We start from the raw sequence: 25,200 nt of genomic DNA on the forward strand, positions 1-25,200 counted from the left end.
TCCCTCAACCATCGCTTCGCCAATGGCGTACCTATAAGGTAACCCCGCCTTTATGCTTTTATGACCGATAAAAGCTTCCCTAATTGTCTTGCATTACGCCCCTTTCTGCCGTTCGGCCAAGTCGAGCATTTCCTGCGCATGGTGCCGCGTCTTGCTCGTGACCTCCACGCCGCCAAGCATCCGTGCGAGCTCCTCCACCCGTCCTTCGCCGAGCAGCTCGGTAACGGAGGTCGACGTCCGGTCGCCCTGGACCGTTTTTCTGATCTCGTAATGATGGTCCGCCATACAAGCCACCTGCGGCAGATGGGTAATCGAGAATATCTGGCAATTGCGCGACAACGCGGACATCTTCTCGGCGATCGCTTGCGCCGCCCGGCCGCTGACACCGGTATCGACTTCATCGAACACGAGCACGGGGACGCCGTCGATCTCCGCAAAAATCGTCTTCATCGCCAGCATAATGCGCGACATCTCACCGCCGGAGGCGATCTTGTTAAGCGGCTTTAACGGTTCGCCGGGGTTCGGCGACAGCATGAACACCGCTTCGTCCAATCCTTGCGGCGTCAATTTGGTGCCGTTCTCGCCGCCTTGAACCGCATCCAGCTGCACCTTGAAGGAAGTGCGCTCCATCTGCAGGTGTTTGAGCTCGGCCTCGATCGCCTTGGCCAACCGGTCGGCGGCGTGGCGCCTAAGCTCGGACAAGCCTAAAGCCAGAGCGGTTGCGCGATCCGACAATCGGCGTTCCTCCTCGCGGAGCGCCTGCAAATGCTCGTCTCGGTTCTCCAGCTTGTCCGCCTCTGCCGCAATCTTCTCATAATAAGCAAGGATGTCCGCAATGGCCTCCCCGTATTTACGTTTCAAGCCGTTGATCAAATCGAGCCTGTCCTCGATTACGGCCAGACGCTCCGGGTTCGATTCGATACCGTCCCGATAATCGCGAAGCTGGAATGCGACGTCCTCCGCCTGGTAATAAGCCGACTGCAACTGCTCAAGCAACGGGTCCAGCACGGATGAATCGTAAGCGCGAATATCCTCCAACCGGGAAATCGCTTTACGGATCGCGTCGAGCCCTTTGCTCCCGTTCAGCAGCGAGTATGCCTCGGAAGCATGCTCCATCCTGCGCTCCGCGTGCGACAGCTTTCGCCTCTCCTCCTGCAGCGCCTCATCCTCTCCGACCTTCAGCTTCGCGGCCGCGATCTCTTCAACCTGAAAACGATACAGATCAAGCATCTGCATATTTTGGCGCGACGAATCCTCGAGATCCCTTAATTTCGTCCTTGTTTGCTGGTACTGCCTGTAGGCTTCCTGATAAGCCCGCTTCTTCTCGGCAAGCGTATCGCCGGCGTACATATCCAGCCATTCGAGATGCTGATCGGTGCGAAGCAGCGATTGATGCTCATGCTGCCCGTGAATGTTCACCAAATATTCCCCCGCCTGCCGGAGCATCGACAAATTGACGATCTGCCCGTTGATCCGGCTGACGCTTTTGCCCTGGGCGGACAGTTCCCGCCGGACAACCAGCATTTCCTCCGGATCGGCGTCGATTCCGAGCGCGGACAGCACGCTCCACAGCCGGTGATCCGGACACACGTCGAACAATGCCTCGATCTCGGCTTTGTCGCAGCCGTACCGCACCATGTCGGACGATCCTCTGCCGCCGATGACGAGACTGAGGGCATCGATCAGAATCGATTTGCCGGCGCCCGTCTCCCCCGTCAGCACGTGAAACCCTTCATGATAGTTGACGGATACCTGTTCAATTACGGCCAAATTGCGTATGGACAACTCGCGAAGCATGCGCATATCTCCTTTCCGTTCATGTATCGCCGCCACGGTCAACAGTCAATTCAAAAGACCCAGCATTCTCTCCACGATTTCCGCGCTTTGCGCTTTGGTCCGGCAAATCAGCAAAATCGTGTCGTCGCCGCAAATCGTACCCATTACTTCCGGCCATTCCATATTGTCGATAAGAGCGCCGATCGCGTTCGCGGTGCCCGGCAGACACTTCATCACGACCAGGTTGTCCGTGAAGTCGATATGAACGAAGTTATCGAGCATGGCTCGCTTCAGCTTGTGCACGGGGTTAAATCTGGCCTCCTGGGGCAGCGAATAACGGTATCTCCCGTCGCCCGCCGGCACTTTAATCAGCTGCAGTTCCTTGATGTCGCGAGACACGGTAGCCTGCGTCACGTTCAGCCCCGCCTTACGAAGCGAATCGACCAGCTCGTCCTGCGTCTCCACGACATCGTTCCCGATGATTTCCCTTATCTTTAAATGCCGAAATCCTTTCATTCGTTATCCCCCCGTGACGGCTCTCCGATAATAAATGTGATCGTCCTTATCGATTTCTCTCTGGAGTCGATGAACAGAATGCCCGACGCGGAAGGCACAAGCAAGGCGTACATAAACAATCGGTCCCTGACGCCGCTGCCTGTCCAATCCATCGGCATTCGATCGCGCGCTGTCTTGACCAGATACGTCTTACCGTCCTTCTCGGCGACGTAATCGATGAACAGCCGGCTACGGAGCGACTGGCCGTCGAGCCCTATCGTAATCGGCACCCTGTGCTTGCCGGATACGACGTCATAGCCGTTGTCCTCCAGAAAGCGGATTTGCTCGTCATCGGGCTCCAGCACGCCGCCCTTGCCGAGCAAATAAATCCGGCTCGCGGGCGGTTGGTGCAGCCATACGTAAAAGCGCCGAAAAAGCCATGCCGCCAGCAGCGCGCCGGCCACCAGCATAATCAACCAATCGATACCTTGCACAACGACCATCGCCTCCCTGCACGGATTACGATGTATGTTTCGCGGGGCGGGAACCAATTTCCTGTCGCCCCCGATACGAACGTTTGTTTGTGCCAAGTATAGCAGATTTTGACGGCGAGCACCAGTTGAAAATGGCAAGAAAAAAAGATGACCGGCGCGGCGTCGCGCCGGCAATCATCTCTTTGATTCAACGTTCAGGTTTTGGTAAACGTGCGGTTCGCTTCCGCGACAAGGCTCCTGATGACCGGCGGCGCGGCAGATTCCGCCTCGGCCCCCGCTTCGCCCGAACGCTTCCAGTAAGCGAGAAATTCGATGTTTCCCTCGCCGCCGGTAATCGGCGAAAAAGTGACCCCCTGCAACGCAAATCCGGTCTGCGCCGCAAAGCCCAGAATGCGTTCCAGCACTTCCTCATGCACGGTAGGATCGCGGACGACACCCGACTTGCCGACATTTTCCCTGCCCGCCTCGAACTGCGGTTTGATGAGCGCCGTCACGCCCGCTCCGTTGCCGAGCAGCGCGGCAAGCGGCGGCAATATCAACTGCAAGGAAATGAAGGACACGTCGATCGTCGCGAAATCCGGCTTGGGCCCGCTCAGGTCTTCAGGCTGCAAGTATCGGAAATTGGTCCTTTCCATCACGCGTACCCGTTCGTCCCGGCGAAGCGACCAGTCAAGCTGATTGTAGCCGACATCGATCGCGTACACGAACGCCGCGCCGTGCTGCAGCGCGCAATCAGTGAAGCCGCCCGTCGACGATCCGATGTCGAGCATGACGCGGCCGCCCATATCGATTCCGAAATGCCGGATCGCCTTTTCCAGCTTCAGTCCGCCCCTGCTCACATAGGGATGCGGCGCGCCTTTTACGGTTATGGGCGCCGTACGCGGAATTTTCGTGCCGCTCTTGTCGATCGGCTCGCCGTTCACCAGTACGAGCCCCGCCATCAATGCCGCTTTCGCCTTCTCGCGGCTCTCGAAATAGCCTTGCTCCACAAGCAGCACGTCAATCCGTTCCTTTTCCGCCATGCGGTTATTCTCACCTGTTCCTTATGTCAAAATACGATTGTTTCCGTCTACTGACCGGTTGCGCGCCGCTTCCGTATCGGAAGCAGCTGAAGCGCCTCCGACGCAACCCGGTCGGCGGTCAATCCGACCTCCGCCCGTTGCTCCTTGATGGAGCCGTGCTCGATGAATGCGTCCGGTATGCCGATGATGCGAACGGACATATGATAAATGCCGCGCAGCGAATAGAACTCAAGGACGGCGCTGCCAATGCCCCCGAGCTGGGCGCCTTCCTCAAGCACGACAAGCGGAATGCGCTCGTCCGCCAGCTTCAGAAGCATTTCCTCGTCAAGCGGCTTGATGAATCGGGCATTCACGATGCGCAGCGACAACCCTTCCCTTCTCAACTGTTCGGCCGCTTCCTCCGCGACCTGCAGCATGGGACCGACGGCCAACACGGCCGCGGTGTCGCCTTCGCGCAGCGTCTCCCATTGCCCGATCGGTATCGGCCGGGGATCGGGCTCGATCTCGACGCCGAGCGCGTTAACCCTCGGATACCGGACGGCGATCGGGCCGCCGTTGTAGTCGATTGCGGTTACCATCATCCGGCGCAGCTCGTTCTCGTCCTTCGGCATCATCAGCACCATGTTCGGCACATGCCTCAAGAAGGGAATATCGAAAACGCCGTGATGCGTCTCCCCGTCCGGCCCGACGAAGCCCGCCCGGTCGATGGCAAACACGACGTTCGCGTTCTGCCGGCAAATATCGTGCACGACCTGGTCATATGCCCGCTGCAGGAAGGTAGAATATACGGCATACACCGGCTTCAGCCCTTCCATCGCGAGCGCCGCGCACATGGTGGCCGCATGCTGCTCGGCGATGCCGACATCGATCATGCGATCCGGAAAATGGTCGGCGAATTTCAGCAGTCCGGAACCGCCCGGCATCGCCGGCGTGACGGCGACGATCCGTTCGTCCTTCTCGGCCAGCTCGATCAGCATGTTCCCGAACACTTCCGTGTACATCGGCGGACCGACAGCTTTCAGCACCTGACCGGATTCGATCTTGTAGGGCGTAATGCCGTGCCATTTATGCGAATCCGCTTCAGCCGGCGAATAACCTTTTCCCTTCAGCGTCAAAACGTGAACGAGCACCGGACCGTCCACCGATGCGGCCTGGTTGAACGTCTCGATCAGCTTGCCGATATCGTGGCCGTCGACGGGACCCAGGTAGGTGTAGCCGAGCTCTTCGAACCACATGCCCGGCACGACCATATACTTCACGCTGTCCTTCACGCGCTCCGCCGTTCTGGCCAGCTTGCCGCCGATGGCGGGTATTCGGTTCAATAAATGCTGCAGCTCGTCTTTGGCCTTGATGTAATGGCGGTCCGACCGGATTTTGCCCAAATAATTGTGCAGTGCGCCGACGTTCGGGGCGATCGACATCTCGTTGTCGTTCAGGACCACGATCAGCTTCTTCTTCTCATGCCCGATATGATTGAGCGCCTCGAGCGCCATGCCGCCCGTCAATGCGCCGTCGCCGATGACGGCGACGACCTTGTTGTCGCCGCCCTTCAAATCGCGCGCCAGCGCCATCCCCATCGCCGCCGAAAGCGACGTGCTGCTGTGGCCGGCCTCCCAAACGTCATGCTCGCTTTCCGCACGTTTGACGAAACCGCATAATCCTTTATATTTACGCAGCGTATCGAACCGGTCCATGCGTCCGGTCAGCATTTTATGCACATACGCCTGATGGCCGACGTCGAAAATAAACTTGTCGCGCGGGCTGTCGAATAAGTAATGCATGACGAGCGTCAATTCCACAACGCCCAGATTGGGCGCCAAGTGGCCGCCGGTCTCGGACAGCTTCTCAATGAGAAAACCGCGAATTTCCTCCGCAAGCGTCTCCAACTGTGCGGGCGACAATCCCTTCAAGCTTTCGGGACCGCGGATTTGTTCGAGCAGCATCCGTTCTCCTCACTTTCTGGCTGAACGTCAAATGTCAAACGAGCGTCCAACGATATGCAGCTATTATACCATATGCGCGCAAACCGTTCCTAACGAAAGGACGCCGCTCGCGAAAACGCTTGCGGTTAATGGTCTCTTCCCATTAAATAATCCGCAATTTCCAGCAGTCTTTCAGGTTTTGCGAGCCCAGCCGACAGCAGCGCCTTCTTGGCGTCGCCGGTCAGCCGTCCGACCGCCGCGCGGCTCGCTTCCAAACCGATCAAATAAGGATAAGTCACTTTCTGCCGCTCGACGTCGCTGTTCGTCTTTTTGCCGAGCTTCGCTTCGTCGCCGACGAGATCCAGAATGTCGTCCTGAATCTGGAAAGCAAGCCCAAGATTGCTTCCGAAACGCGCCAGCGCCTCCAATTGCAGGTCCGTTGCGCCGCCGGACCGGCCGCCCGCCTGCAAGGAAAAGGCAATCAGATCACTTGTCTTGTGCAGGTGAATGTATTCCAGCTCCGCCAGCGAGGTGACCCCCTGCTCGCCCAAAATATCCGCCGTCTGTCCGCCCACCATGCCCGGAGCGCCGGCAAGCCGCGCCAAATCCTCCGTTACGGCCAAAGCCGTCTCGGCTGAGATGCGCCCTCCCTTCGCCGCCTGGGCGATGCAATAAAACGCGTGCGTGAGCAGCGCGTCGCCCGCGAGAATGGCCAGCGCCTCGCCGTACACTTTATGGTTGGTCGGCTTGCCGCGGCGGAAATCGTCGTTATCCATCGCCGGCAGGTCGTCATGCACCAGCGAATACGTATGGACCATTTCGATCGCGCAGGCGATCGGCATGGCGGCCTCGGCATCGTCCGGATCGTCCTTGACCGCTTCAGCCGCCGCAAGCACGAGCACAGGCCGGAGCCGTTTGCCGCCGGCGTTCAGGGAATACATCATCGCCTCTCGCAGCCTGGCCGGCACATCCCAACCCGCCGGCAATGCCGACTGCAGCGCGTTTTCCACGGCGGCAGCGGCGCCCGCGATATAATCGCGAATGGTCGTCGCTTCTCTCAATGCCTTCCCCTCAATCCTCCTGACCGGGAGTGAACGGCTTGCGCTGCAGCCCTTGCTCCGTCTCGATCAGCATTTCAATTTTGCGTTCCACCTGCTCCAGCTTGCTGCCGCACAGCTGGGACAGCTTCATTCCCTCTTGAAACAGCTCAATGGCGGTTTCCAGCGGCACGTCGCCGGATTCCAGCCTGGAGACGATCGCTTCAAGCTTCTCCATCGCTGCCTCGAAGCTTAACGCCTGTTCCGTATCAGCTTGTTCCACCCTGTTCGTCATCTCCTCTCATCGACCATACATGGCAATCCAGCCGGCCGTCGGCCAGCCGGAGTTTGATCAGATCCCCCGGCTGCACGTCCTCTATCGAGCGGATCAGCCGCCGTTCCTGCTCGTCATAGGCCAGGCTGTAGCCGCGGGCCATGACCTTGAGCGGACTGAGCGCGTCAAGCTGGCGGATCGAACCCGCCAGCCGACGGTTCTGCTCTTTGAAAATACCGGCCATCGCCGACTCCAGCCGCCTTGACGCGTCGACTCTGCGCTTTGCCGCATACTGGACCTTGGCGCCCGGGTGCCCGCCGGCCAAGCCGACTTTCAACCGCAGCAGCCTGTCCCGGTTCCGCTCCGCTTGCCGCGAAATTCGGCCGCGAAGCCTCTCGCCCAGTCTGTCTAGCCGTTCGGCCTGCTCCAGCAAATAACGCCGCGGATGCAGAAAGAACGGAGAACGCCGAATCCGCTGAAGACGTTCTTTGCGAACCCGGACGTTGTTCTGCAGCGATTGCCGAAGTCTGGCCGTCAAATGATTCAACTCCTGATGAAGCTCCGCGATATGCGGTACGGCCAGTTCGGCCGCCGCCGTCGGCGTCGCGGCGCGCAAATCCGCGACGAAATCCGCGATCGTGTAGTCAGTCTCGTGGCCGACCGCCGAAATGACCGGAATGAGCGACGCCGCGATGCTGCGGGCGACGATTTCCTCGTTGAAGGCCCACAGCTCCTCGAGCGAACCGCCGCCCCTTCCGACGATCAAGACGTCGACTTCGTTCAGCCGGTTCAACGTTTCGATCGCCTTCACGATCGACGGCGCCGCCTGCGGCCCCTGGACGAGCACCGGCACAAGCGTCACGGGCACGTTGGGGAACCGCCGCTGCAGCGTAATGAGCACGTCCCTTACCGCCGCGCCGGTCGGCGACGTCACGACGCCGATCGCTTTCGGCAAACGCGGCAGCGGACGTTTGCGGGCCGGATCGAACAGCCCTTCCGACTCCAGCTTTTGTTTCAGCTGCTCGAACGCGAGATAAAGACTGCCGATTCCGTCGGGCTGCATCCGGGTCACATAGAATTGATAAGCGCCGTCGCGTTCGTAGACCGAAACGTTGCCGCGCGCCATCACCTTCGTCCCCTCGCGGGGAATGAAAGGCAGCTTCTGATTATGCGAGGCGAACATGATGCATTTCAGCCGGCTGTCCTTGTCCTTCAAGGTGAAGTACATATGTCCGCTCGAATGGTGCGTATAATTGGAGATTTCCCCCCGGAGCCAGACATCGCCGAGCAGGCCGTCCGATTCCAGCTTCATGCGGATATAACGGTTGATTTCCTTAATCGAATAAATGCGCGGTTGATCCGCCATCGATGAGAATCACTCCCCGATTCCGTGGATCCGCTTGGCGGCCTTCAGCGTATTGTGCATCAGCATCGCGATCGTCATCGGACCTACGCCGCCCGGAACCGGCGTCATGTAGCCCGCAACCGGCAGCACCTCGTCGAAGTCGACGTCGCCGGCCAGCTTGCCGTCCGGCAGCCGGTTGATGCCGACATCGATCACGACCGCGCCCGGCTTCACGTACTCGGCGCCGATCGCCTTGGCCTTGCCGATGGCCACGACCAGAATGTCGGCTTGCCTCGCGATTTCCGCCATTCCCTGCGTGCGGGAGTGGCACACGGTTACCGTCGCGTTCTCGCGGAGCAGCAGCATGGCGACGGGCTTGCCGACGATATTGCTCCGGCCGATCACGACCGCATGCTTGCCCGTTATATCGATCCCCGTCCGCTTGATCAGCTCGATGCTTCCCGCCGGCGTGCAAGGCAGCAGGCTGTCGTCGCCGATAACCAGATTGCCCGTGCTGATCGGATGGAAGCCGTCGACGTCCTTCTCGACGCTGATCGCGTCGATGACCGCCTTCTCCTCGATATGCTTCGGCAGCGGAAGCTGCACGAGAATGCCGTGAACCGTCGATTGTTCGTTCAGCTTGCCGATCAAGGCAAGCAGCTCATCCTGCGTCGTGGACGCCGGCAGCCGGTGAACTTCGGAATAAAAGCCCATCTTCCCGCACGCCTTCTCTTTGCTGCCGACATACACCCAGGACGCCGGGTCGTCGCCGACCAATACGACCGCCAGGCCGGGAACGACGCCCTTGGCGGCCAGCGCAGCCGTTTCGGCGCGTATCTCCTCGCGAATTTCATCCGATATTTTTTTGCCCTCGATTAATTGTGCCGTCATCGGTTTCCACTCCGTTCCGTTATTTCCGCTGCTTCTTCAGCTCGTCCAGCGCGCCGATTACTTTGCCCAGCACGCCGTTGACGAATTTGCCGGACTCGTCCGTGCCGAAATGCTTCGCCAGCTCGATCGCCTCGTTGATTGCCGCTTTGGGCGGCACATCCTCGCGGTATACGAGCTCATAGCAAGCGACACGCAAGATTTGACGGTCGACCCGCGACAGCCTGTCCATCTGCCATCCGGTCAGGTAATGCTGCAGCAGATCGTCAATCGCCGCACGGCGCTCGTTCACGCCTGCCGTCAATTCAAACGCGCGGCGCGCAACCTGCGCAAGCCCGGCCGTATCCGCCTCGAGCTCGCTTTCCTCCTGTTTCGCTTCCTCCACGATCATGGCGACCGCGTTCTCCGCGTCCACCTCGTTCATCTCCATCTGATACAAGCTCTGAACCGCGATTTCACGCGCTAATCTCCGCTTCATACGTCCTCCCGCACAATGCTGTGGAATGTGGAATGAAAAAAACCTATGATCTCCTCCCTGCCCCGAACGGACTGCCGCCTCTGTCCGGCGTACGGAGGAAATCACAGGGTTATTTGAACCATCTCCAACGCCCGTTCAACCATTCGGTCAAACGATCCCATGGAACGACAGGTCCGCTTCGCTCGTCTTTCATTCTTCCAACATAATAGCCGATCCAAACGAGCAAAGCAAAAAACAGCATGTCCCAAAATCCGGCGAAAAGGTATATCAGCCCGAAAAACACCCCGGCCGCGACACCTGCGATCCGCCCCCCGTGCGTCGTCAGGATCTCCCTCCACATCGGCGACGACCCTCCTTATTCGACACGACTTTTGAACGATTGGCTCTGGATGATGTTCGCAACGAAAACCGAGACGCCGGACACCGGAATGCCCGTAATTTCTTCCACATGCTCCTTGACCGATTTCTGGATGTCCTCCGTCAGCCCGGGAATCGAGGTTTCGCCGTCCACTACGGCGCGAAGCACGATATCGATGCCGGCTTCCGCTATGCGGATGCGGGCGCGCAGATCCTTCACTCCCCGCTGTCTCGACGCCGCCTTCAACGCCAGATTCTCGACCGTCTCGAGCGAAATGCGGATATCGCCGTAATCGGTCCGCTGGTCGATGGAAGGCGCCGATGCGTTGTTTCTTCGCAGGGCGACATACAGAAACCGCAAACTGATAAGCACCAGCACGACGGCAGTGGAAATGACCAGCCCTTGCAGCACTGTACCGTTGCCGTACAGCTCTCCCACCCAATTGAGCGCCTGCCCTCTCGTGACGAGCCGGCCGGCGACGGACAAGGCGGCGATGGATAGTGCGAAGACGATAAGACTGTAAATGAGAAGCAGGAGCCTGTCCATAATTTTGGCCAATTGCAGAACCTCCCCGATCACTCTTCGGATGATAACCGCGGCTCAACCGTAAAAAATAAAATCCCCCTGCGCCGAGCGCGAGCCCGTCACGAGGGGGAACCGAATCGACCCGTGTACGAACCGTTTACTTCACCCGGTGAAGCGTCTCTTCTTCCTCCGGCTTTTCGCCCGCCTTGAAATGGACGTCGTGAATGTGAACGTTGACCTCTACGACCGTCAGGCCCGTCATCACCTCAATGGAACGCTTCACGTTCCGTTGAATGTCCGAGGCGATCTCTGGAATGCGGTTGCCGTACTCCACGATAATCGAAACGTCGACCGCCGCTTCGCGCTGTCCGACCTCAACCTTCACGCCTTTGGATAAATTTTTGCGTCCCAGCAGCTCGGCAATGCCCCCGGCAAATCCGCCGCTCATACCGGCGACGCCCGGCACTTCCACCGTTGCCAGGCCGGCAATCACTTCGATCACTTCAGGTGCGATCTGAATACTTCCCATTTCCGTCCGCTCATAATCCACGGCCAATGTGTTCGTCTCCATACTACACCTCCCGTTCCGTAACGATGGCGGAAACCTATGCGTCCTTGCAGCCCGATAGCTTATCCGCAATCTTATTTCTATACTATAACATTCCGCGGGAATTATGACAAACGCGCCTAAATGTCGGAATTCCCGCTTGCGGCGCGCGTTTGCGGCGCATTCACATCGTGCTCTTCCAGGAATTTAATGTCAAAATCCCCTTTGACGAACAGCGGATGATTGAGCAGCTTCAGATGAAACGGAATCGTCGTCTTGATGCCCTCGATCGCGAATTCGGACAAGGCGCGCTTCATGCGGGCGATCGCCTCCTCGCGGGTCGCCCCCCAGACGATCAGCTTGGCGATCATCGAATCGTAATGCGGCGAGATGACATAACCCGGATAAGCGCCGCTGTCGACGCGGACGCCCAGACCGCCCGGCGGCAAATAAAACTGGATCTGCCCCGGCGACGGCATGAAGCCGCGCTCGGCGTCCTCCGCGTTGATCCGGCACTCGATCGACCATCCGTCGATAACGAGATCCTCCTGCCGGAAAGAAAGCGGATTGCCTTCGGCCACGGAGATCATTTCCTTGATCAGGTCGACGCCGGTGATCATCTCGGTCACCGGATGCTCGACCTGGATGCGCGTATTCATTTCCATGAAATAAAAGCTGCCGTCGGCACCAAGCAGAAATTCAAGCGTGCCCGCGCCGGAATAATCGACCGCCTTGGCCGCGCGCACCGCCGCCTGTCCCATCCGCTCGCGCAGTCCCGGCGTCATGATCGGGCAAGGAGCCTCCTCGACCAGCTTCTGTCGGCGCCGCTGCACCGAGCAATCGCGCTCAAACAGATGAACGGCGTTGCCGTGCTTGTCGGCCATGATCTGGATTTCAACATGCTTCATGCCCGTCAAGTATTTCTCCAGATAAACGCCGGCATTGCCGAACGCTTTCTGGGCCTCCTGCCGGGCGGTCGTAATCTGTTGGATCAGCGTTTCCTCGTCCTCGGCGATCCGGATGCCTTTGCCCCCTCCGCCCGCCGTCGCCTTGATGATGACCGGATAGCCGATCGACCTAGCGATCCGCACCGCCTCGTCCAAATCCTCGACGAGACCGGCGGAGCCCGGAATGACCGGCACATCCGCGTCCTTCATCGTTTGCTTGGCGACCGACTTGTCGCCCATCTTGGCGATCGCTTGGGGCGACGGCCCGATAAACGTCATGTTGCACGACTCGACGATCTCGGCGAAGTCGGCGTTCTCGGCCAGAAACCCGTAGCCGGGATGAATCGCGTCGCAGCCGGTGAGCGTGGCGACGCTCATCAGATTGGTCAAATTGAGATAGCTGTCCTTCGAAAGCGTAGGGCCGATGCAGTACGCCTCATCCGCCAGCCGCACATGCAGCGAATCGCGGTCGGCTTCGGAATAAACGGCGACCGATTGAATGCCGAGCTCCCGGCAGGCGCGAATAATCCGAACGGCGATCTCGCCGCGGTTGGCGATCAGTATTTTATGAAATTTCAATCGTCTGACCCCTTTCAGCATTTCGGTAAGCGGCCGGTTATTCCGGCTTCACGAGGAACAGCGGTTGACCGTATTCGACCAGCTGGCCGTTCTCCACAAGCACCTCGACGATCTCGCCGCGCACCTCGGCCTCCAGCTCGTTCATCAGCTTCATCGCCTCGAGGATGCAGACGACCGTCTTCTCGCCGACGCGGTCGCCGACGTTGACGTACGGACCCGCTTCGGGCGACGGGGAACTATAAAACGTGCCGACCATCGGCGATACGATCCGGTGCAGATTGTCCTTCTCAGCCGCAGCCGCAGGCGCGGCCGCAGCCGGAGCGGCCGCCGCTCCGACAGCGGCGGGCTGCGCGGCAGCGGGCGATGGAGCAGGCATATATGTATGGACGGCGGGAGCGGCGGTTACCGTCACGACCTCCGGTTTGCCGGGTTTGCGGATGAGCAGGCGGGCGCCCTCATTCTCGATTTCGAGCTCATGAACCGAGGTCGAATCGATGAGCTTGACCAGCTCCTTGATTTCACTGAGCTTGAACATGGACGATTCACTCCTTAGCATTGGTGACACAGATCACTGCATTGCCATTCTTTCACATAACGTTGCTATTATATCATAAAGCCCCCGGAACACGAACCCATTTTTTTGTCGGCAAAATACTCCCCAAAAAGTGACGTGATGGCTCTGCAGCTTCATCCGATGACCGGACTGTTAAGTCCGCTCGCATCGAAAGTTACCGCTAATCGTGGTCGCTCATCTTCGATTTGCAGCAATGTAACTTTCGATATTGCTTTTCGGGGACCTCGTAAGGATATAAAATCATATACACAAAAACGGTCCCGCGCGCCCGTTTGCCGGGCGGCGGCGACCGTTTCTGACACAGCTTAAGGGACGAATTGGACCGATACCTTGTCCGCGGACACGCCCATCGTCTTCATCACTTTATCGATGATTTCGGCTGCTTGGGAGCGCTCCAGCTTGGCGCTCTGCACGACGACCTTGTAGGCGTCGTTCTCCTCCGCCACGACCGCGTTCGGGAACGAGCCGAGCAGCTGCTGTTCCAGGTCGTTGATTTTCTCTTTCTTCTCTTCCAACCGGCCGAGCTCGGCGACCGCCGCCGTCGTTTGGCTCGGGTCGTTGTCCGTGTTGGAGATGATGCCGAACAGCTCATCCATTTTCTTATTGAGCGCGTCCAACTGGCCCATCTGCAGCCTCGTTATGGTGTCGCCGCCGACCGCCGTCGTCCCTTGGGACGCCACCTGCTCCAGCACCTCTTCGTCCGTCTTCGCCGCATCGCCGTTTGCCGCCGCGCCGTCGCCGCCAAGGTTCGCATCGCCGGAAGGCGCGCCGTCCGCCACCTCGTCGACCGTGATCTGTTCGGCGCTCGGATCCCCGGCGTTTCCGGCATCCGTTCCATCCGCTGCCCGGTTCGAGCCTTGAACCGTTTCGGCGTCAAGGCCGCTGCCCGAATCAAGGTCTTCGGTAAACAAATAATACGCGGATAGCACCACCATCAAGCTAAGCATCGATACCAGCCAGATCGTCTGTCTTTTCGTGTTCATTGAAACGTTCCTCCCCATGATATGATCTCGTTTCGGCCGCCGCCGGCTCAACCCTGCTTGCGGGGCACGACCGAAATACGGTGCGGCGCCACATTGATCCCTTTTTGAACCGCATCCGCAATGAGCATGCGTACGGTGGCGTTCTCCGCTCCTTTGGCCACAACCAGAATTCCGCGCACCCTCGGCTTGATTTTTTTCGTGACGACCGGCGTCTCATCGCCCGACAGCTCGTACAGGACGACCTGGCCGTCCTCCGTCGTTGACGTCACCCGCCGGCGGCCGCCCTTGCCGTCGTTCTCTTCGGTCGTTTGCTCGGACGTCTTCCCGTTTTTCTCATACACGACCTCCTCGGTGGAGTCGATCGTGACGAGCACGTCCACCGTGCCGACGCCGACGATTTTCTCCAAAATTTCCTTCAAACGCGTCTCCAGAGGCTGCTCGATCGACTCAAACGGCGATTGCCCGTCCGGCTGGCGGCCGGAGAACGCCTCTTCCGCGGCAGGCGCAGAACCGCCGGCATTCTCGGCCGGCTCCACCTCCCGAAGCGACAGGAACGAATTAAGGATAAGCAGCGCGGCGCCCAGACAGCCGATCAGCAGCAGCCACCGCAGCGACTTGACCCGCTTCGGGCCGCCCGGGCCGCCGCCTACCGCAGATTCCAGTCCTTCCAGCCATTTCGCCAACCCCGTTCTCTCCCTTCATCGCAAACCCGTTTCCGCTCATTCCGCGGACATGCTCACGGCAATCCGCTCCGGCTCCACCCCCCACCTCTGCTGCACGAGTGCGCGGATTTTGGCGGCAAGCGCCGGTTCGGCCGCCGGCTCCGTTCCGCGCGGGCCGTCTCCGGGTGTCCCGGCGGGCTCCGCCTGTTGCTCTTCGGGCCAATCGATCGCCACCTCGACCGGCTCGATCGTTTCGATCGCTTCGACGGTTACCGGTTCCCGGATGCCGGCGCCTCTCCCGGACGACGGCGTCCCGCCGCCGCCCGCATCGGCGCCGGGAACGGCAAGCGTCACGCTTACCGACCGGAACGACGCCCCCTCCGAAGCATCCCAGGCCAGTTCCACCTTGACCCTGGCGCCTTCCACGCCGGTCTCGCGCCGCAGCTCATCCTCCATCGACAATTCCAGGCTGCGGGCCGCGAGCAGCGCCGCTTCCCGCTGCCCGCTTTCCCGCAGCTTCCGGGCGTCCCGCTCGATGTCCTCCAGCTTCGGCATGCCGGGCACCGCTTCCCGCGAAGACGCCTCCCAGCCGCGGATGCTCCGGTCGAGAAGCTCGGCGGGGTCGCCGCGCAGCAGCGCCATTACCGGTGTGAGCATCGCAAGCAGGATAAGAAGGCCGAGCACCAGGCGCATGTAGCGGTGGAACGAATTGCCGGGCAGCAGCAGCTCCACGACCGACGCCAGCAGCACGACCGCCAGCAGTTGTTTAAGCCAATCGCTCAGCCAAGCCAGCAAACCGGTTCCCTCCGTTCACCTGATCATGATCGCCGCGTTTCCCGCCGTCAAAATGATCGTCACCGCCAGGAAGAACATCAAGCCGACCGCGGCAAGCGCGGCGAATACGTAGACCATCGTTTTGCCGATCGTGTCGAGCGTGCCGACGATCGGACTGTTGCCGAGCGGCTGCATGACGGCGGCTGACACTTTGTATATGAAGGCAAGCACCAAAATTTTGACCGCCGGAAACACGCACAGGAACAGCAGGATAACGACGCCGGCGAGGCCGATCGCGTTCTTCACGAGCAGGGAGGCCGACATGACCGTGTCCGCGGCGTCCGCGAACAGCCGCCCCACGACAGGCACGAAGTTGCCGGTCACGAATTTGGCCGTCCGGATGGCGACGCCGTCGGTGACGGAGCCTGTGGCGCCCTGCACCGAAATGACGCCGAGAAAAGCGGTCAGCAGCAGGCCGAGCGTGCCGACGGCGATCGTGCGGAGAAGATTCGCAAGCTGCGTCACCTTGAACTTATCCGACAGCGCGCTGGCGATATGCAGCACCGCCGAAAAAAACAGAAGCGGAAAAACGAGCGTGTAGATCAGCGTTCCGACCGTATGGATCATGAAAACGATCAGCGGGTGCATCACGGTGACGGTGACGACGTTCCCCATCGAAGCGAGCAGCGTCAGCAGCAGCGGGATCATCGCCATCATGAACTGGATCATTCCGCCGATCGCGTCCTTGGCATAGCCGATCGCGGTATTGAAGCTGTTGACCGCCAGCACGAGCAGCACCATATAGGCGACGGCATAAGCCACTTTGCTGACGGCATTGCGCTCGAACGCGGTCTGCATCGTCTCCAGAATCATGCAAAACACGGTCAGCATCACGATCGTGACGATCAACTTGCCGCTGTACAGCACTTCGTACAGCACGTAGCGGAGCAAGCCGGCAAGCACGGTGCGGAAATCGAGCCCTTCGCCGCCCGGAAGGATCATTTCCATAAAGCTCGGCACGCGCCGATCGGGAAAAAAGCCGCCGTAATCCTTCATCAGCCTGTTCCAGTAGGCCTCCACGGCCGCGGTGTCGATATCCCGAAGCCGCGATTCGGTCAGCCCCCCCGTCATGCCGCCGTCAAGCGGCCCGAACGTCCCGGCGTCCGCCGCCCGATCCCCGTAACCGGGCTCCGGCACGGCTGCCGGCTCCGCCGCCGCGAATCCGACGGATGCGAGCATCGCCAGCACGATCAGCGCCAGCATGCCCGCCGTCGGCAGGCGGGTTCGGCGGAGCAGCGGCAGCGGCCCCGGGCCGGTTCCTTGCCTTTTCCGCACCGTCCTCATCCCCCTTCCGGCAGCAGGCCGATCACGGTCTCGATAATGACGCCGATGATCGGGACCGCCATGACGAGAATGAGCACTTTGCCCGCGAATTCGATTTTGGAAGCGACGCTTTCCTGACCGGCGTCCCGCACGATTTGCGCGCCGAATTCGGCAATGTAGGCGATGCCGATAATTTTGAGAATCGTCTGTAAATAGATGTCCGGAATGCCGGACCGGTCGGCCAGTTCCTCAAGCACGGTGATGACCGCATCGATCTTGCCGATCAGAAACAGAAAGACGTAGAGGCCGGTGAAAGCCGCGAGCAAAAAGGCGAACATCGGCTTCTGCTCCCTGATGATCAGGATGAGCACGGTGGCGATCAGCCCGAGACCGACGATCTGAATGATTTCCACTGCGGTCACCTACTTGTCCGTCTTCACTGGAATAAAAAGATCGTTTTGATTTCCTGGAACAATTCATTCAGCAGCCGCACCACCATAAACAGCACGACCACGAAGCCGATAACCGTTACCCAATGCGCCATGTCCTCCTTGCCCATCTGCTTCAGGACGGTGTGAATCATCGCGATGACGATGCCGATCCCGGCAATTTGAAAAATGGCGCTGACGTCAATATTCATCTTCCGGCCTCCCGCTACAACATGAGAATGACGACTAGAGCGGCCGCCAAAACGCCGAGGCTTCTCCACATCTTGCCGTAGCGGGACTGCTCCTCCCGCGCGGTCTCCTCTTCGGCCCGGATCTGCAGCATCGCAAGCCGCAAATGCTTGATCTGGTCCTCCCGATCGCTGATGCCGAGCGCCGAGCCGAGCCTTGCCAATGACGTCCGCTCGGCTTGCAGCAGCGCGGTTCGGGGCCAGCCGCCGTCCAGCGCCGCTTCCCAGCATTCGCGGAACATCAGGCCGTCGCCCTTCCCCAGGCGCCCCGAAGCGTCCCGGAACAGCTCCGGAACCGGTCCGCGCAGACCGCTTGCGGCATTGTCCAGCGCGACGGGGAGCGGCGTATGCCCGTAGCCGATTTCCGTCTCAAGCCGCTGCAGCGCGTGCAGCAGCTGGCGAAGCTGCACGGCGCGGTCCGTATATTTCGCCGCCTGCGCGAACCCGAACATGGCGCCGGCGAACAGGATCATGATCGCGCCGATCGCCTGAATCACGGCACACCTCCTCTATGAAGCGCGCCGCCGTCCGCCGGCGCCGAGGGAGAGAAGCCGCCGCGGACGGCGGTCGGCTCCCTGGCGCCCGGCTTCACGCCGCCCTCGCCGGCGGCCGGAAGCACGCGGTGCGAGAGTCCGGCCGGCGTCCTGCGCAGCTCGACCAGCAAGTCGAACGCGCCCTCCTCGAGCAGGCGGCGCAGCACCGGCCTGCCGCGCGCCTCCGCCAAATCCGCCGCGTGCGCGGTAGCGATGACGGAGACGCCTGCGTGGGCCGCCTCGCGGATCGCCTCCGCATCCTCCGGCCGGCCGATTTCGTCCGCAACGAGCAGCTCCGGAGACATCGATCTGAGCATCATCATCATCCCTTCCGCTTTCGGGCAGGCATCGATGACATCGGTCCGCGGGCCGACGTCGAAAGTCGGAACCCCGCGGATGCATGCCGCGATTTCGGACCGCTCGTCCACAATGCCGACCTTGCGGCCGGGCCAGCCGGCCGCGTCGGGATGGCGCCACCGCCCGTAGCTGACGGCCCTCGCGATGTCGCGGATCATCGTCGTCTTTCCCTGCTGCGGCGGAGCGACGATCAACGCCGAACGAACCGTGCGGCCCTGCCGGTTGAGCAGACCCGGAAGGACGGCGCCGGCAACACCCTCGATATCCCGCGCAATCCGGATATTGAAGCCCGCGACGTCGCGCAGCCCGCGCACGGCGCCTCCCTCCAGCACCGTCCGGCCCGCAAGCCCGATCCGGTGCCCCCCGGCTACCGTAATGTAGCCTCTTCGCAGTTCCTCTTCCATCGCATAAAGCGAATGGTTCGTTATCCGCTCGAGCAGCTTCCGGCATATGTCCGCGCCGGGCTTGTACGCCGAGTGCGGCATGCGGTTCAACGACCCGTCTTCGCCGGCGAAGCCGAAGCCGCCGGCATAGCCGACCTCAAGCGGCCGCCCTTCCCGGATGCGGATCTCCTCCAGCTTGTCTAGCACATGTCCGGGAAGCTTGCCGAGGACGCGCTGCAGCTCCGCCGGCAGCAGGAGCAGGACATCGGTAACCATCGGGAACGCCTCCCTTTCGGCAGCTTTTCATTCAAATCCCTGCGGCGGCGCGCCGCCGGTTGTCCTACCTTGCTCTCATATATATATGCGAAACCGCCCGCATTATGACATTCTCTCTATCAACCGGCTGCCCAGCGGTGATAGAGCGTTCATTTTTTGAGAATGCCGACCATGAGGCAGGTGACGCCGGCCAGCACCCAGACGAATTTGCCCATCGACAGCTTATCCGATATGCCGACGAGCCCGATCGTCGTCGTCGAGATCAGAATGAGCGGGCCGACCAGCGCCAGCGAAGAGTTGACGACAAGCGCCTTGTCGACCTGATTCAAGCGAAGCATCAGCAGCGCCGCGAAAATTTCGATGCTCCCCGACAGCAGCCGCAGGACGCCCATCGCGAGCACGATCTTGTTGATCAACGGCCTTCCCCCCTTTCGCGCAGAAACCCGATTGATAAACCATATGCAGGCTTGTCAGCCCGCATGCCGGGCACCGCCCATTCGCCCGCTGCATATATTGCTTGCATGGTTGATATCGCTCAACCAAAACGAGGAAGCGAGGAGATTCGGAACATGGAGCTCACCCCACGAGGGGCTTGGCACCCTCTTTTGTGCGACCCCAGCGGCGGACGGGATAAAAGCAGGCTGTCGCCGTCATCGGGCACGCCAGGCTTACGCTGCCGAAGCGGCGGGCGCACAATGGTGCTGGACAAAGGTCTCGGCTTCAACGCCTACGCCGATTTGGTCGATTCCGCAGGCGATTACATCGATTTCATCAAGCTGGGATTCGGCACGTCGCCCCTGTACCCAAGCGAGCTGCTGCGGCGCAAAATCGATTATGCGAAGGAGCGCGGCATCATCGTCATGCCGGGAGGCACGCTTTTGGAAACGGCGGTCCACCTCGGTTTGAGCGACTCCTTCTTTGAAACCGTGTGCCGGCTCGGCTTCGACGGGATCGAAGTATCGGACGGCACGATCGAGCTCGACCGCCCGACCCGTACGGCGCTTATCCGTAAAGGCGTTGAGCTGGGATTGAACGTCTGCACCGAATACGGCAAAAAATTGTCCGGCTCCGTGATCGACCCCTACGATTTGGCCGTCACCGCCGAGGAGGATTGGAAAGCCGGCGCGGATCTCGTCACGATCGAGGCGCGCGAATCCGGCATAGACGTCGGCCTGTTCGATGCGAGCGGCGGCTGCGACGAAGACACGTTCGGAACGGTGCTGCGCCTGCTTCCGGATACGAGCCGGATTTTGTGGGAGGCGCCGCTGAAATCGCAGCAGGTGTTCCTGATTAAAGCGCTCGGTCCCGACGTCCATCTCGGCAACATTCCTCCCGGCGACGTATACGCGCTCGAGGCGATGCGGCGCGGGCTGCGGAACGATACGTTTCCGGAAGCCCGTGCATTACGCGAAGCGGACTTCTATATGATTTAAATGGGATGATGAACGAACGGAGGCGGAGGACCGATGAAGGTTCAAGTGATTCCGAATGCGGGCGAAGCGCGGGCCGACCAGTTTCTGCACAAAACGGCCGTCGTGATCGATGTGCTGCGGGCGACGAGCACGATCGTCACGGCTTTAGCGGAGGGCGCCTCGGGTATCTTGTCCGTCGAGACCGTCATGGAGGCGAAGGCGATGCATCGGACGGGCGACCTGCTCGGCGGCGAGCGGTTCGGCCGCAAAATCGCCGGCTTCGATCTCGGCAACTCGCCCGAGGAATACGTGTCCGGTTGCGTGTACGGCCGTCGGGTCATCCTGACGACGACCAACGGCACGAGAGCGATTCACAAGGCGGCCCGCAGCGACCACGTGCTGGCCGGCTCGCTGCTCAATGCGGAGGCATGCGCGGAAGCCGCCGTAGTTCTGCGGCGGGATATCGTGCTTTTCTGCGCGGGCACGCATGATGAATTCGCGCTTGAGGACGGCCTGTGCGCAGGGTTGCTGCTTGACCGGATGACCGCGCTTTCGGGGACGCCGATCGAGGCCGACGATCTCGGCAGGGCGATGCTCGGCTTTTACCGGCAAAGCGCTGCCGACATGTACGGCACGCTTCTGCAAAGCGCCTCCGGCCGGCGGATGTCGAAGCTCGGATTCGGCAAGGATGTGGAATTCTGCGCGCAGGTCAACCGGTTCGACGCGGTGCCCAGACTGTCGGGCGACACGATGACGATCGTATAAGCGTTAAGCCGCTTGTCGAACGGGCGCTTGCCGTCTCCCGGCAACGAACCTCCGGCCAAGGTCATATTCGCACGGCTTGGACATAAAATGGAGAGAAACCTGATTTCAGGTTGCCTGCCTGATTTCAAGTTACCTATCGGAGCACGGGAGAATCGGCATGAGCGGAGAAGTCATACTGGTCGTTTTGATAATCGTCGGGCTGATCGGACGATCGCCGATCATCGCGACGGCCGCCTGTATCCTGTTGATCGTGAAGCTGGTTCACCTGGAACGCTACCTGCCCGCCATCGAGCGGCGCGGGCTCGAGATCGGTCTTCTCTGCCTGACGTTCAGCGTACTCGTCCCGTTCGCGTCGGGCCGCATCACAACGAAGGAAATCGCAGGGGCGCTGACATCGTGGCCCGGCTGGATCGCACTGGCCGGCGGCGCGATCGCCACCTACGTGAACGGCAAAGGGCTGGAAATGTTAAAGTTCGACCCGCAGCTGATTGTCGGCCTGGTCATCGGATCGATCCTGGGGATCGTCTTTTTCCGCGGCATACCCGTCGGCCCGCTTATGGCTGCAGGCATTACCGCCATCCTGTATAAGCTGCTTACGTTGATACTCGAACGAATCGACTGAAACCGGCGGCGGCTTCGCCGCCGACAAATAAAAGCCGATGCAGCGTCCCTTTGCGGGCACCTGCATCGGCTTTCATTCGGATCGCTTATTACCGGCGCTCCACCTGCGCTACCGGCGTTCCTGAGGGCCGCCGACGAACGCCTGATCGGCCGTATCCAGGCCGAACGCGGTGTGCAGCGAACGGACCACATCACTCAGCGGCTCGGCTGCGATCACGCAGGAGCACTTGATTTCCGACGTGCTGACCATTTTGATGCTGACGCCGAGACTTGAAATCGCCTCGAACATCGTCGCCGCGACGCCCGGGTTGCTAACCATGCCGGCCCCTACGATGGACACCTTCACCAGACCGGTCTCGGAGGTCGTCTCCCTGTAAGGCAGCTCGGAGCGAACGCCTTCGATGACGCGGAGCGCGGAATGCGCGTCGTCTCCCGACACGGTAAACGAGAAATCCGCCTTCCCGCCCTGCGTGCCGCTCTGCACGATAATGTCCACGTCGATCCCCTGCTTCGCGAGCGCGCCGAACACCCGGGCCAACACGCCCGGCACGTCCTCCACGCCCAATATGCTGATACGCGCGACGTTCTTGTCAAACGCGATGCCGCGCACGGCGATGCCTTGCTCCATTACCGCTTCCTCCTTCACAGTCGTGCCTTCGTTCTTTGTAAAGCTGGACCGCACCACAAGGCGGACATCGTACAGCTTCGCGTATTCCACCGCGCGCGGATGCAGCACGGCCGCGCCGAGATGCGCGAGCTCCAGCATCTCATCGTATGAAATTTCGTCGAGCTTGCGGGCGTTCTTCACGACGCGGGGGTCGGTCGAGTAGACGCCGTCCACGTCGGTATAAATTTCGCACAGGTCGGCCTTCACCGCAGCGGCCAGCGCGACCGCCGTCGTATCCGAGCCGCCGCGCCCGAGCGTCGTGATGTCCCCGGCTTCGGTCATTCCCTGGAAGCCGGCGACGATCACAACGTTCCCTTCGTCCAGCGCGCCGAAAATCCGGTCCGGCTGAATATCGGCGATCTTCGCCTTGCCGTGGACGGGCTCCGTGACGATACCCGCCTGCCAGCCGGTATAAGACACGGCCTTGCCGCCAAGCGCATGGATGGTCATCGAGAGCAGCGCGATCGATATTTGCTCGCCTGTCGTGAGCAGCATATCCATCTCGCGTGCAGGCGGATTCGGATTAAGCAGCTTCGATTGGTCGATCAAATCGTCCGTCGTATCGCCCATGGCCGAAACGACGACGACGATCCGGTTTCCTTCCTGTTGCCTTTCCAATATCCGGCTTGCAACCCGCTGCATCCGTTCGGGCGTCCCCACGGAGCTGCCCCCGAACTTCATCACTATCAAAGACAAGCTGTTTCACTCCCCACGAGTCATTCGCATACAAGTTACTATTATATCAAAAAGTGCGCCGCCGCGGTATCCCCCTTACTAGGATATAAATTCTGGAACGCACGACAAAAACCGCCCGGCTGGCTGCCGGACGGCTTGTACGATCGCAAATTAGGCGCGGGAGATGTATTTGCCGTCGCGCGTATCGATCAGAAGCACGTCGCCTTCGTTGATGAAAAGCGGCACCTGCACGTTCAGGCCCGTTTCCACCTTCGCGCTCTTCGTCGCGCCGGTCGCCGTGTTGCCTTTGATGCCTGGCTCCGTCTCGATGACCTTAAGCTCCACGCTGTTAGGCATCGAAATGCCGATGATTTCGCCCTGGTAGCTGGAAATGTTGACGTTCATGTTTTCCTTGAGGAAGTTGATCTCCCACTCGAGCTGCTTCTTGTCCAGATTGAACTGGTCGAACGTTTCGTTGTCCATGAACGTATATTCGTTGCCTGAATTGTACAGGTATTGGACCTCGCGGTTCTCGATGATCGCCCGGCCGATCGTTTCGCCCGCACGGAACGTGCGCTCGACGGTGTTGCCGTTGCGCAGGTTTTTCAGCTTGGAGCGCACGAACGCGGCGCCTTTGCCCGGCTTGACGTGCTGGAATTCGAGAACCGTGAAAATGTCGCCTTCCACCTCGACGGTAAGGCCGGTTTTGAAATCGTTGACTGAAATCACTTGAAAATTCCCTCCTGTGAGATGTCCTTAACCCAGAACGGTCAGTTCCTTCGGGGATGAGGTCAATATTTTAATCCCGGTGCCGGTGATCACGACGTCGTCCTCGATCCGCACTCCGCCGAAGCCGGGGAGATAGATGCCGGGCTCGACCGTCACGGTCATGCCGGGGGTTAAAACCGTATCGCTTCTGAGCGAGAGACGCGGCGCTTCATGGATCTCCATGCCGAGCCCATGGCCGGTTCCGTGTCCGAAAAACTCACCATAACCATACCTTGCGATCACGTCCCGCGTCAAGGCGTCGGCCTCCCGTCCCGTCATGCCCGGGCGGATATGCTCAAGCGCATTCAGCTGCGCTTCGAGGACGACGGCATAAATGTCGCGATGCTTATCCGACGGCTTGCCGACAACGACGGTCCGGGTAATATCCGAGCAGTAACCCTTATAATAGGCGCCGAAATCGAGCTTGACGAACTCGTCGGTCCCGACCCTGCGCCCGCTCGCGACCCCGTGCGGCAGCGCCGAGCGCCCGCCGGAGGCAACGATCGTGTCGAAGGAAGCGGATGTCGCGCCGCCCTTGCGCATAAACGTTTCAAGCTCGAGCGCGATTTCAAGCTCCGTCTTGCCGGGGGCGATGAAGCCGAGCATATGCGCGAACGTATCGTCCGCAAGCTTGGCGGCCTCCTGCATGACGGCGATTTCCCGCTCATCCTTGACGATGCGCAAATCCTCGACCGCGGACGATACCGGCACGAGCTCGATCGGCGACAAAGCGGCGGACCACGATCGGTAATCGGCGAACGTGACATGCCGCTCCTCGAACCCGAGACGGCCGATGCCTTCCGCCCGCAGCAGCGTTTTAACCGTTTCAAGCATGTCGGGCGCGTGCTCCAGCACCGTGAAATCGGGCGCCTGGTCCGGCGCTTGCGTCATATACCGGAAATCGGTAAGAAGAAATGCCGAGCTCTCCGTTATAAGCGCCGCCCCCGACGTGCCGGTAAAGCCGGTCAAATACCGCCGGTTCACCGCGGAACCTACAAGCAGGGCCGAAAGCCCCAGCCCTTCCAGCTTGGCGCGAAGCCGGTTTACGCGAAGTTCACTCATCC

30 protein-coding genes are annotated in these 25,200 nt (G+C 60.4%); 3 read left to right on the forward strand and 27 right to left on the reverse strand.

The window, feature by feature from the left end; translation table 11 throughout:
* Positions 1-93 precede the first annotated feature (93 nt).
* The 24 genes from recN to RWM61_RS04680 all read right to left on the reverse strand — a co-directional run bounded on the left by recN (position 94) and on the right by RWM61_RS04680 (position 19,644).
* Positions 94-1,797: a DNA repair protein RecN gene (recN, locus tag RWM61_RS04565; protein ID WP_313997874.1), complete on the reverse strand. Its 1,704-nt coding sequence runs from the start codon at positions 1,795-1,797 to the stop codon at positions 94-96.
* A 45-nt stretch (positions 1,798-1,842) separates the two neighbouring features.
* Positions 1,843-2,292, reverse strand: a complete 450-nt coding sequence (ahrC, locus tag RWM61_RS04570) for a transcriptional regulator AhrC/ArgR (RefSeq protein WP_313997876.1) — start codon at positions 2,290-2,292, stop codon at positions 1,843-1,845.
* Positions 2,289-2,765, reverse strand: a complete 477-nt coding sequence (locus RWM61_RS04575) for a hypothetical protein (protein WP_399537893.1) — start codon at positions 2,763-2,765, stop codon at positions 2,289-2,291. Before RWM61_RS04575 ends, ahrC begins: the two co-directional genes overlap by 4 nt.
* 194 nt (positions 2,766-2,959) lie before the next feature.
* Positions 2,960-3,787, reverse strand: a complete 828-nt coding sequence (locus RWM61_RS04580) for a TlyA family RNA methyltransferase (RefSeq protein ID WP_313997882.1) — start codon at positions 3,785-3,787, stop codon at positions 2,960-2,962.
* Between the two features lie 47 nt (positions 3,788-3,834).
* Complete coding sequence (gene dxs, locus RWM61_RS04585) at positions 3,835-5,730, reverse strand: 1-deoxy-D-xylulose-5-phosphate synthase (RefSeq protein ID WP_313997884.1); 1,896 nt, start codon at positions 5,728-5,730, stop codon at positions 3,835-3,837.
* Between the two features lie 125 nt (positions 5,731-5,855).
* Positions 5,856-6,770, reverse strand: a complete 915-nt coding sequence (locus tag RWM61_RS04590; protein ID WP_313997885.1) for a farnesyl diphosphate synthase — start codon at positions 6,768-6,770, stop codon at positions 5,856-5,858.
* Between the two features lie 10 nt (positions 6,771-6,780).
* Positions 6,781-7,029, reverse strand: a complete 249-nt coding sequence (xseB, locus tag RWM61_RS04595; RefSeq protein ID WP_313997887.1) for an exodeoxyribonuclease VII small subunit — start codon at positions 7,027-7,029, stop codon at positions 6,781-6,783.
* Positions 7,016-8,386, reverse strand: a complete 1,371-nt coding sequence (gene xseA, locus RWM61_RS04600) for an exodeoxyribonuclease VII large subunit (RefSeq protein ID WP_313997889.1) — start codon at positions 8,384-8,386, stop codon at positions 7,016-7,018. Before xseA ends, xseB begins: the two co-directional genes overlap by 14 nt.
* Before the next feature lie 9 nt (positions 8,387-8,395).
* Positions 8,396-9,256 (reverse strand): bifunctional methylenetetrahydrofolate dehydrogenase/methenyltetrahydrofolate cyclohydrolase FolD, encoded by an 861-nt coding sequence (folD, locus tag RWM61_RS04605; protein ID WP_313997892.1) that lies wholly within the window; start codon positions 9,254-9,256, stop codon positions 8,396-8,398.
* 19 nt (positions 9,257-9,275) lie between these two features.
* Positions 9,276-9,731 (reverse strand): transcription antitermination factor NusB, encoded by a 456-nt coding sequence (nusB, locus tag RWM61_RS04610; RefSeq protein ID WP_313997894.1) that lies wholly within the window; start codon positions 9,729-9,731, stop codon positions 9,276-9,278.
* A 109-nt stretch (positions 9,732-9,840) separates the two neighbouring features.
* Entirely contained in the window at positions 9,841-10,071 is a 231-nt protein-coding gene (locus RWM61_RS04615) for a DUF2273 domain-containing protein (protein WP_313997896.1), read from the reverse strand.
* 15 nt (positions 10,072-10,086) lie between these two features.
* Positions 10,087-10,647 carry an alkaline shock response membrane anchor protein AmaP gene (amaP, locus tag RWM61_RS04620; RefSeq protein WP_313997898.1) on the reverse strand — a complete coding sequence of 187 codons (561 nt, stop codon included), beginning with the start codon at positions 10,645-10,647 and terminating at the stop codon, positions 10,087-10,089.
* A 124-nt stretch (positions 10,648-10,771) separates the two neighbouring features.
* Positions 10,772-11,185 carry an Asp23/Gls24 family envelope stress response protein gene (locus RWM61_RS04625; RefSeq protein WP_313997900.1) on the reverse strand — a complete coding sequence of 138 codons (414 nt, stop codon included), beginning with the start codon at positions 11,183-11,185 and terminating at the stop codon, positions 10,772-10,774.
* 116 nt (positions 11,186-11,301) lie between these two features.
* Positions 11,302-12,687: an acetyl-CoA carboxylase biotin carboxylase subunit gene (accC, locus tag RWM61_RS04630; protein ID WP_313997902.1), complete on the reverse strand. Its 1,386-nt coding sequence runs from the start codon at positions 12,685-12,687 to the stop codon at positions 11,302-11,304.
* Positions 12,688-12,724: 37 nt separating this feature from the next.
* Positions 12,725-13,222, reverse strand: coding sequence for an acetyl-CoA carboxylase biotin carboxyl carrier protein (gene accB, locus RWM61_RS04635; RefSeq protein ID WP_313997904.1), 498 nt, complete (start codon positions 13,220-13,222; stop codon positions 12,725-12,727).
* A gap of 344 nt (positions 13,223-13,566) precedes the next feature.
* Positions 13,567-14,244 (reverse strand): SpoIIIAH-like family protein, encoded by a 678-nt coding sequence (locus RWM61_RS04640; protein WP_313997906.1) that lies wholly within the window; start codon positions 14,242-14,244, stop codon positions 13,567-13,569.
* Between the two features lie 47 nt (positions 14,245-14,291).
* Positions 14,292-14,927 carry a stage III sporulation protein AG gene (gene spoIIIAG, locus RWM61_RS04645; protein WP_313997908.1) on the reverse strand — a complete coding sequence of 212 codons (636 nt, stop codon included), beginning with the start codon at positions 14,925-14,927 and terminating at the stop codon, positions 14,292-14,294.
* 36 nt (positions 14,928-14,963) lie between these two features.
* Positions 14,964-15,701: a stage III sporulation protein AF gene (spoIIIAF, locus tag RWM61_RS04650; RefSeq protein WP_313997910.1), complete on the reverse strand. Its 738-nt coding sequence runs from the start codon at positions 15,699-15,701 to the stop codon at positions 14,964-14,966.
* 15 nt (positions 15,702-15,716) lie between these two features.
* Positions 15,717-17,015, reverse strand: a complete 1,299-nt coding sequence (gene spoIIIAE, locus RWM61_RS04655; protein ID WP_313997912.1) for a stage III sporulation protein AE — start codon at positions 17,013-17,015, stop codon at positions 15,717-15,719.
* Positions 17,016-17,020: 5 nt separating this feature from the next.
* Positions 17,021-17,416, reverse strand: coding sequence for a stage III sporulation protein AD (spoIIIAD, locus tag RWM61_RS04660; protein ID WP_313997965.1), 396 nt, complete (start codon positions 17,414-17,416; stop codon positions 17,021-17,023).
* Between the two features lie 23 nt (positions 17,417-17,439).
* Positions 17,440-17,643, reverse strand: a complete 204-nt coding sequence (gene spoIIIAC, locus RWM61_RS04665; protein WP_313997914.1) for a stage III sporulation protein AC — start codon at positions 17,641-17,643, stop codon at positions 17,440-17,442.
* 14 nt (positions 17,644-17,657) lie between these two features.
* Positions 17,658-18,176: a stage III sporulation protein SpoIIIAB gene (gene spoIIIAB, locus RWM61_RS04670; RefSeq protein WP_313997916.1), complete on the reverse strand. Its 519-nt coding sequence runs from the start codon at positions 18,174-18,176 to the stop codon at positions 17,658-17,660.
* Positions 18,173-19,228 (reverse strand): stage III sporulation protein AA, encoded by a 1,056-nt coding sequence (gene spoIIIAA / locus RWM61_RS04675; protein WP_313997918.1) that lies wholly within the window; start codon positions 19,226-19,228, stop codon positions 18,173-18,175. Before spoIIIAA ends, spoIIIAB begins: the two co-directional genes overlap by 4 nt.
* 149 nt (positions 19,229-19,377) lie before the next feature.
* On the reverse strand, positions 19,378-19,644 hold the full coding sequence (locus RWM61_RS04680) for a YqhV family protein (protein ID WP_313997920.1): 267 nt from the start codon (positions 19,642-19,644) through the stop codon (positions 19,378-19,380).
* 153 nt (positions 19,645-19,797) lie between these two features.
* Between RWM61_RS04680 and RWM61_RS04685 the strand changes: the two genes are divergently transcribed.
* From RWM61_RS04685 to RWM61_RS04695, 3 genes are all read left to right on the forward strand, one after another.
* Positions 19,798-20,661, forward strand: a complete 864-nt coding sequence (locus RWM61_RS04685; RefSeq protein WP_313997922.1) for a phosphosulfolactate synthase — start codon at positions 19,798-19,800, stop codon at positions 20,659-20,661.
* 33 nt (positions 20,662-20,694) lie between these two features.
* The gene (locus tag RWM61_RS04690) at positions 20,695-21,405 is read left to right on the forward strand and encodes a 2-phosphosulfolactate phosphatase (protein WP_313997924.1); all 711 of its coding nucleotides are present in this window, start codon (positions 20,695-20,697) and stop codon (positions 21,403-21,405) included.
* 157 nt (positions 21,406-21,562) lie between these two features.
* Positions 21,563-22,027, forward strand: coding sequence for a DUF441 domain-containing protein (locus RWM61_RS04695; RefSeq protein ID WP_313997926.1), 465 nt, complete (start codon positions 21,563-21,565; stop codon positions 22,025-22,027).
* Between the two features lie 108 nt (positions 22,028-22,135).
* Here RWM61_RS04695 and RWM61_RS04700 read toward each other — a convergent pair whose 3' ends face one another.
* From RWM61_RS04700 to RWM61_RS04710, 3 genes are all read right to left on the reverse strand, one after another.
* On the reverse strand, positions 22,136-23,389 hold the full coding sequence (locus tag RWM61_RS04700) for an aspartate kinase (RefSeq protein ID WP_313997928.1): 1,254 nt from the start codon (positions 23,387-23,389) through the stop codon (positions 22,136-22,138).
* A 150-nt stretch (positions 23,390-23,539) separates the two neighbouring features.
* Entirely contained in the window at positions 23,540-24,097 is a 558-nt protein-coding gene (gene efp, locus RWM61_RS04705; protein WP_313997930.1) for an elongation factor P, read from the reverse strand.
* 27 nt (positions 24,098-24,124) lie between these two features.
* Complete coding sequence (locus RWM61_RS04710; protein WP_313997932.1) at positions 24,125-25,198, reverse strand: Xaa-Pro peptidase family protein; 1,074 nt, start codon at positions 25,196-25,198, stop codon at positions 24,125-24,127.
* Positions 25,199-25,200 lie beyond the last annotated feature (2 nt).

Origin of the sequence: uncultured Paenibacillus sp. (assembly GCF_963515335.1) — a bacterium.
Taxonomy (GTDB): Bacteria; Bacillota; Bacilli; order Paenibacillales; family Paenibacillaceae; genus Paenibacillus_I.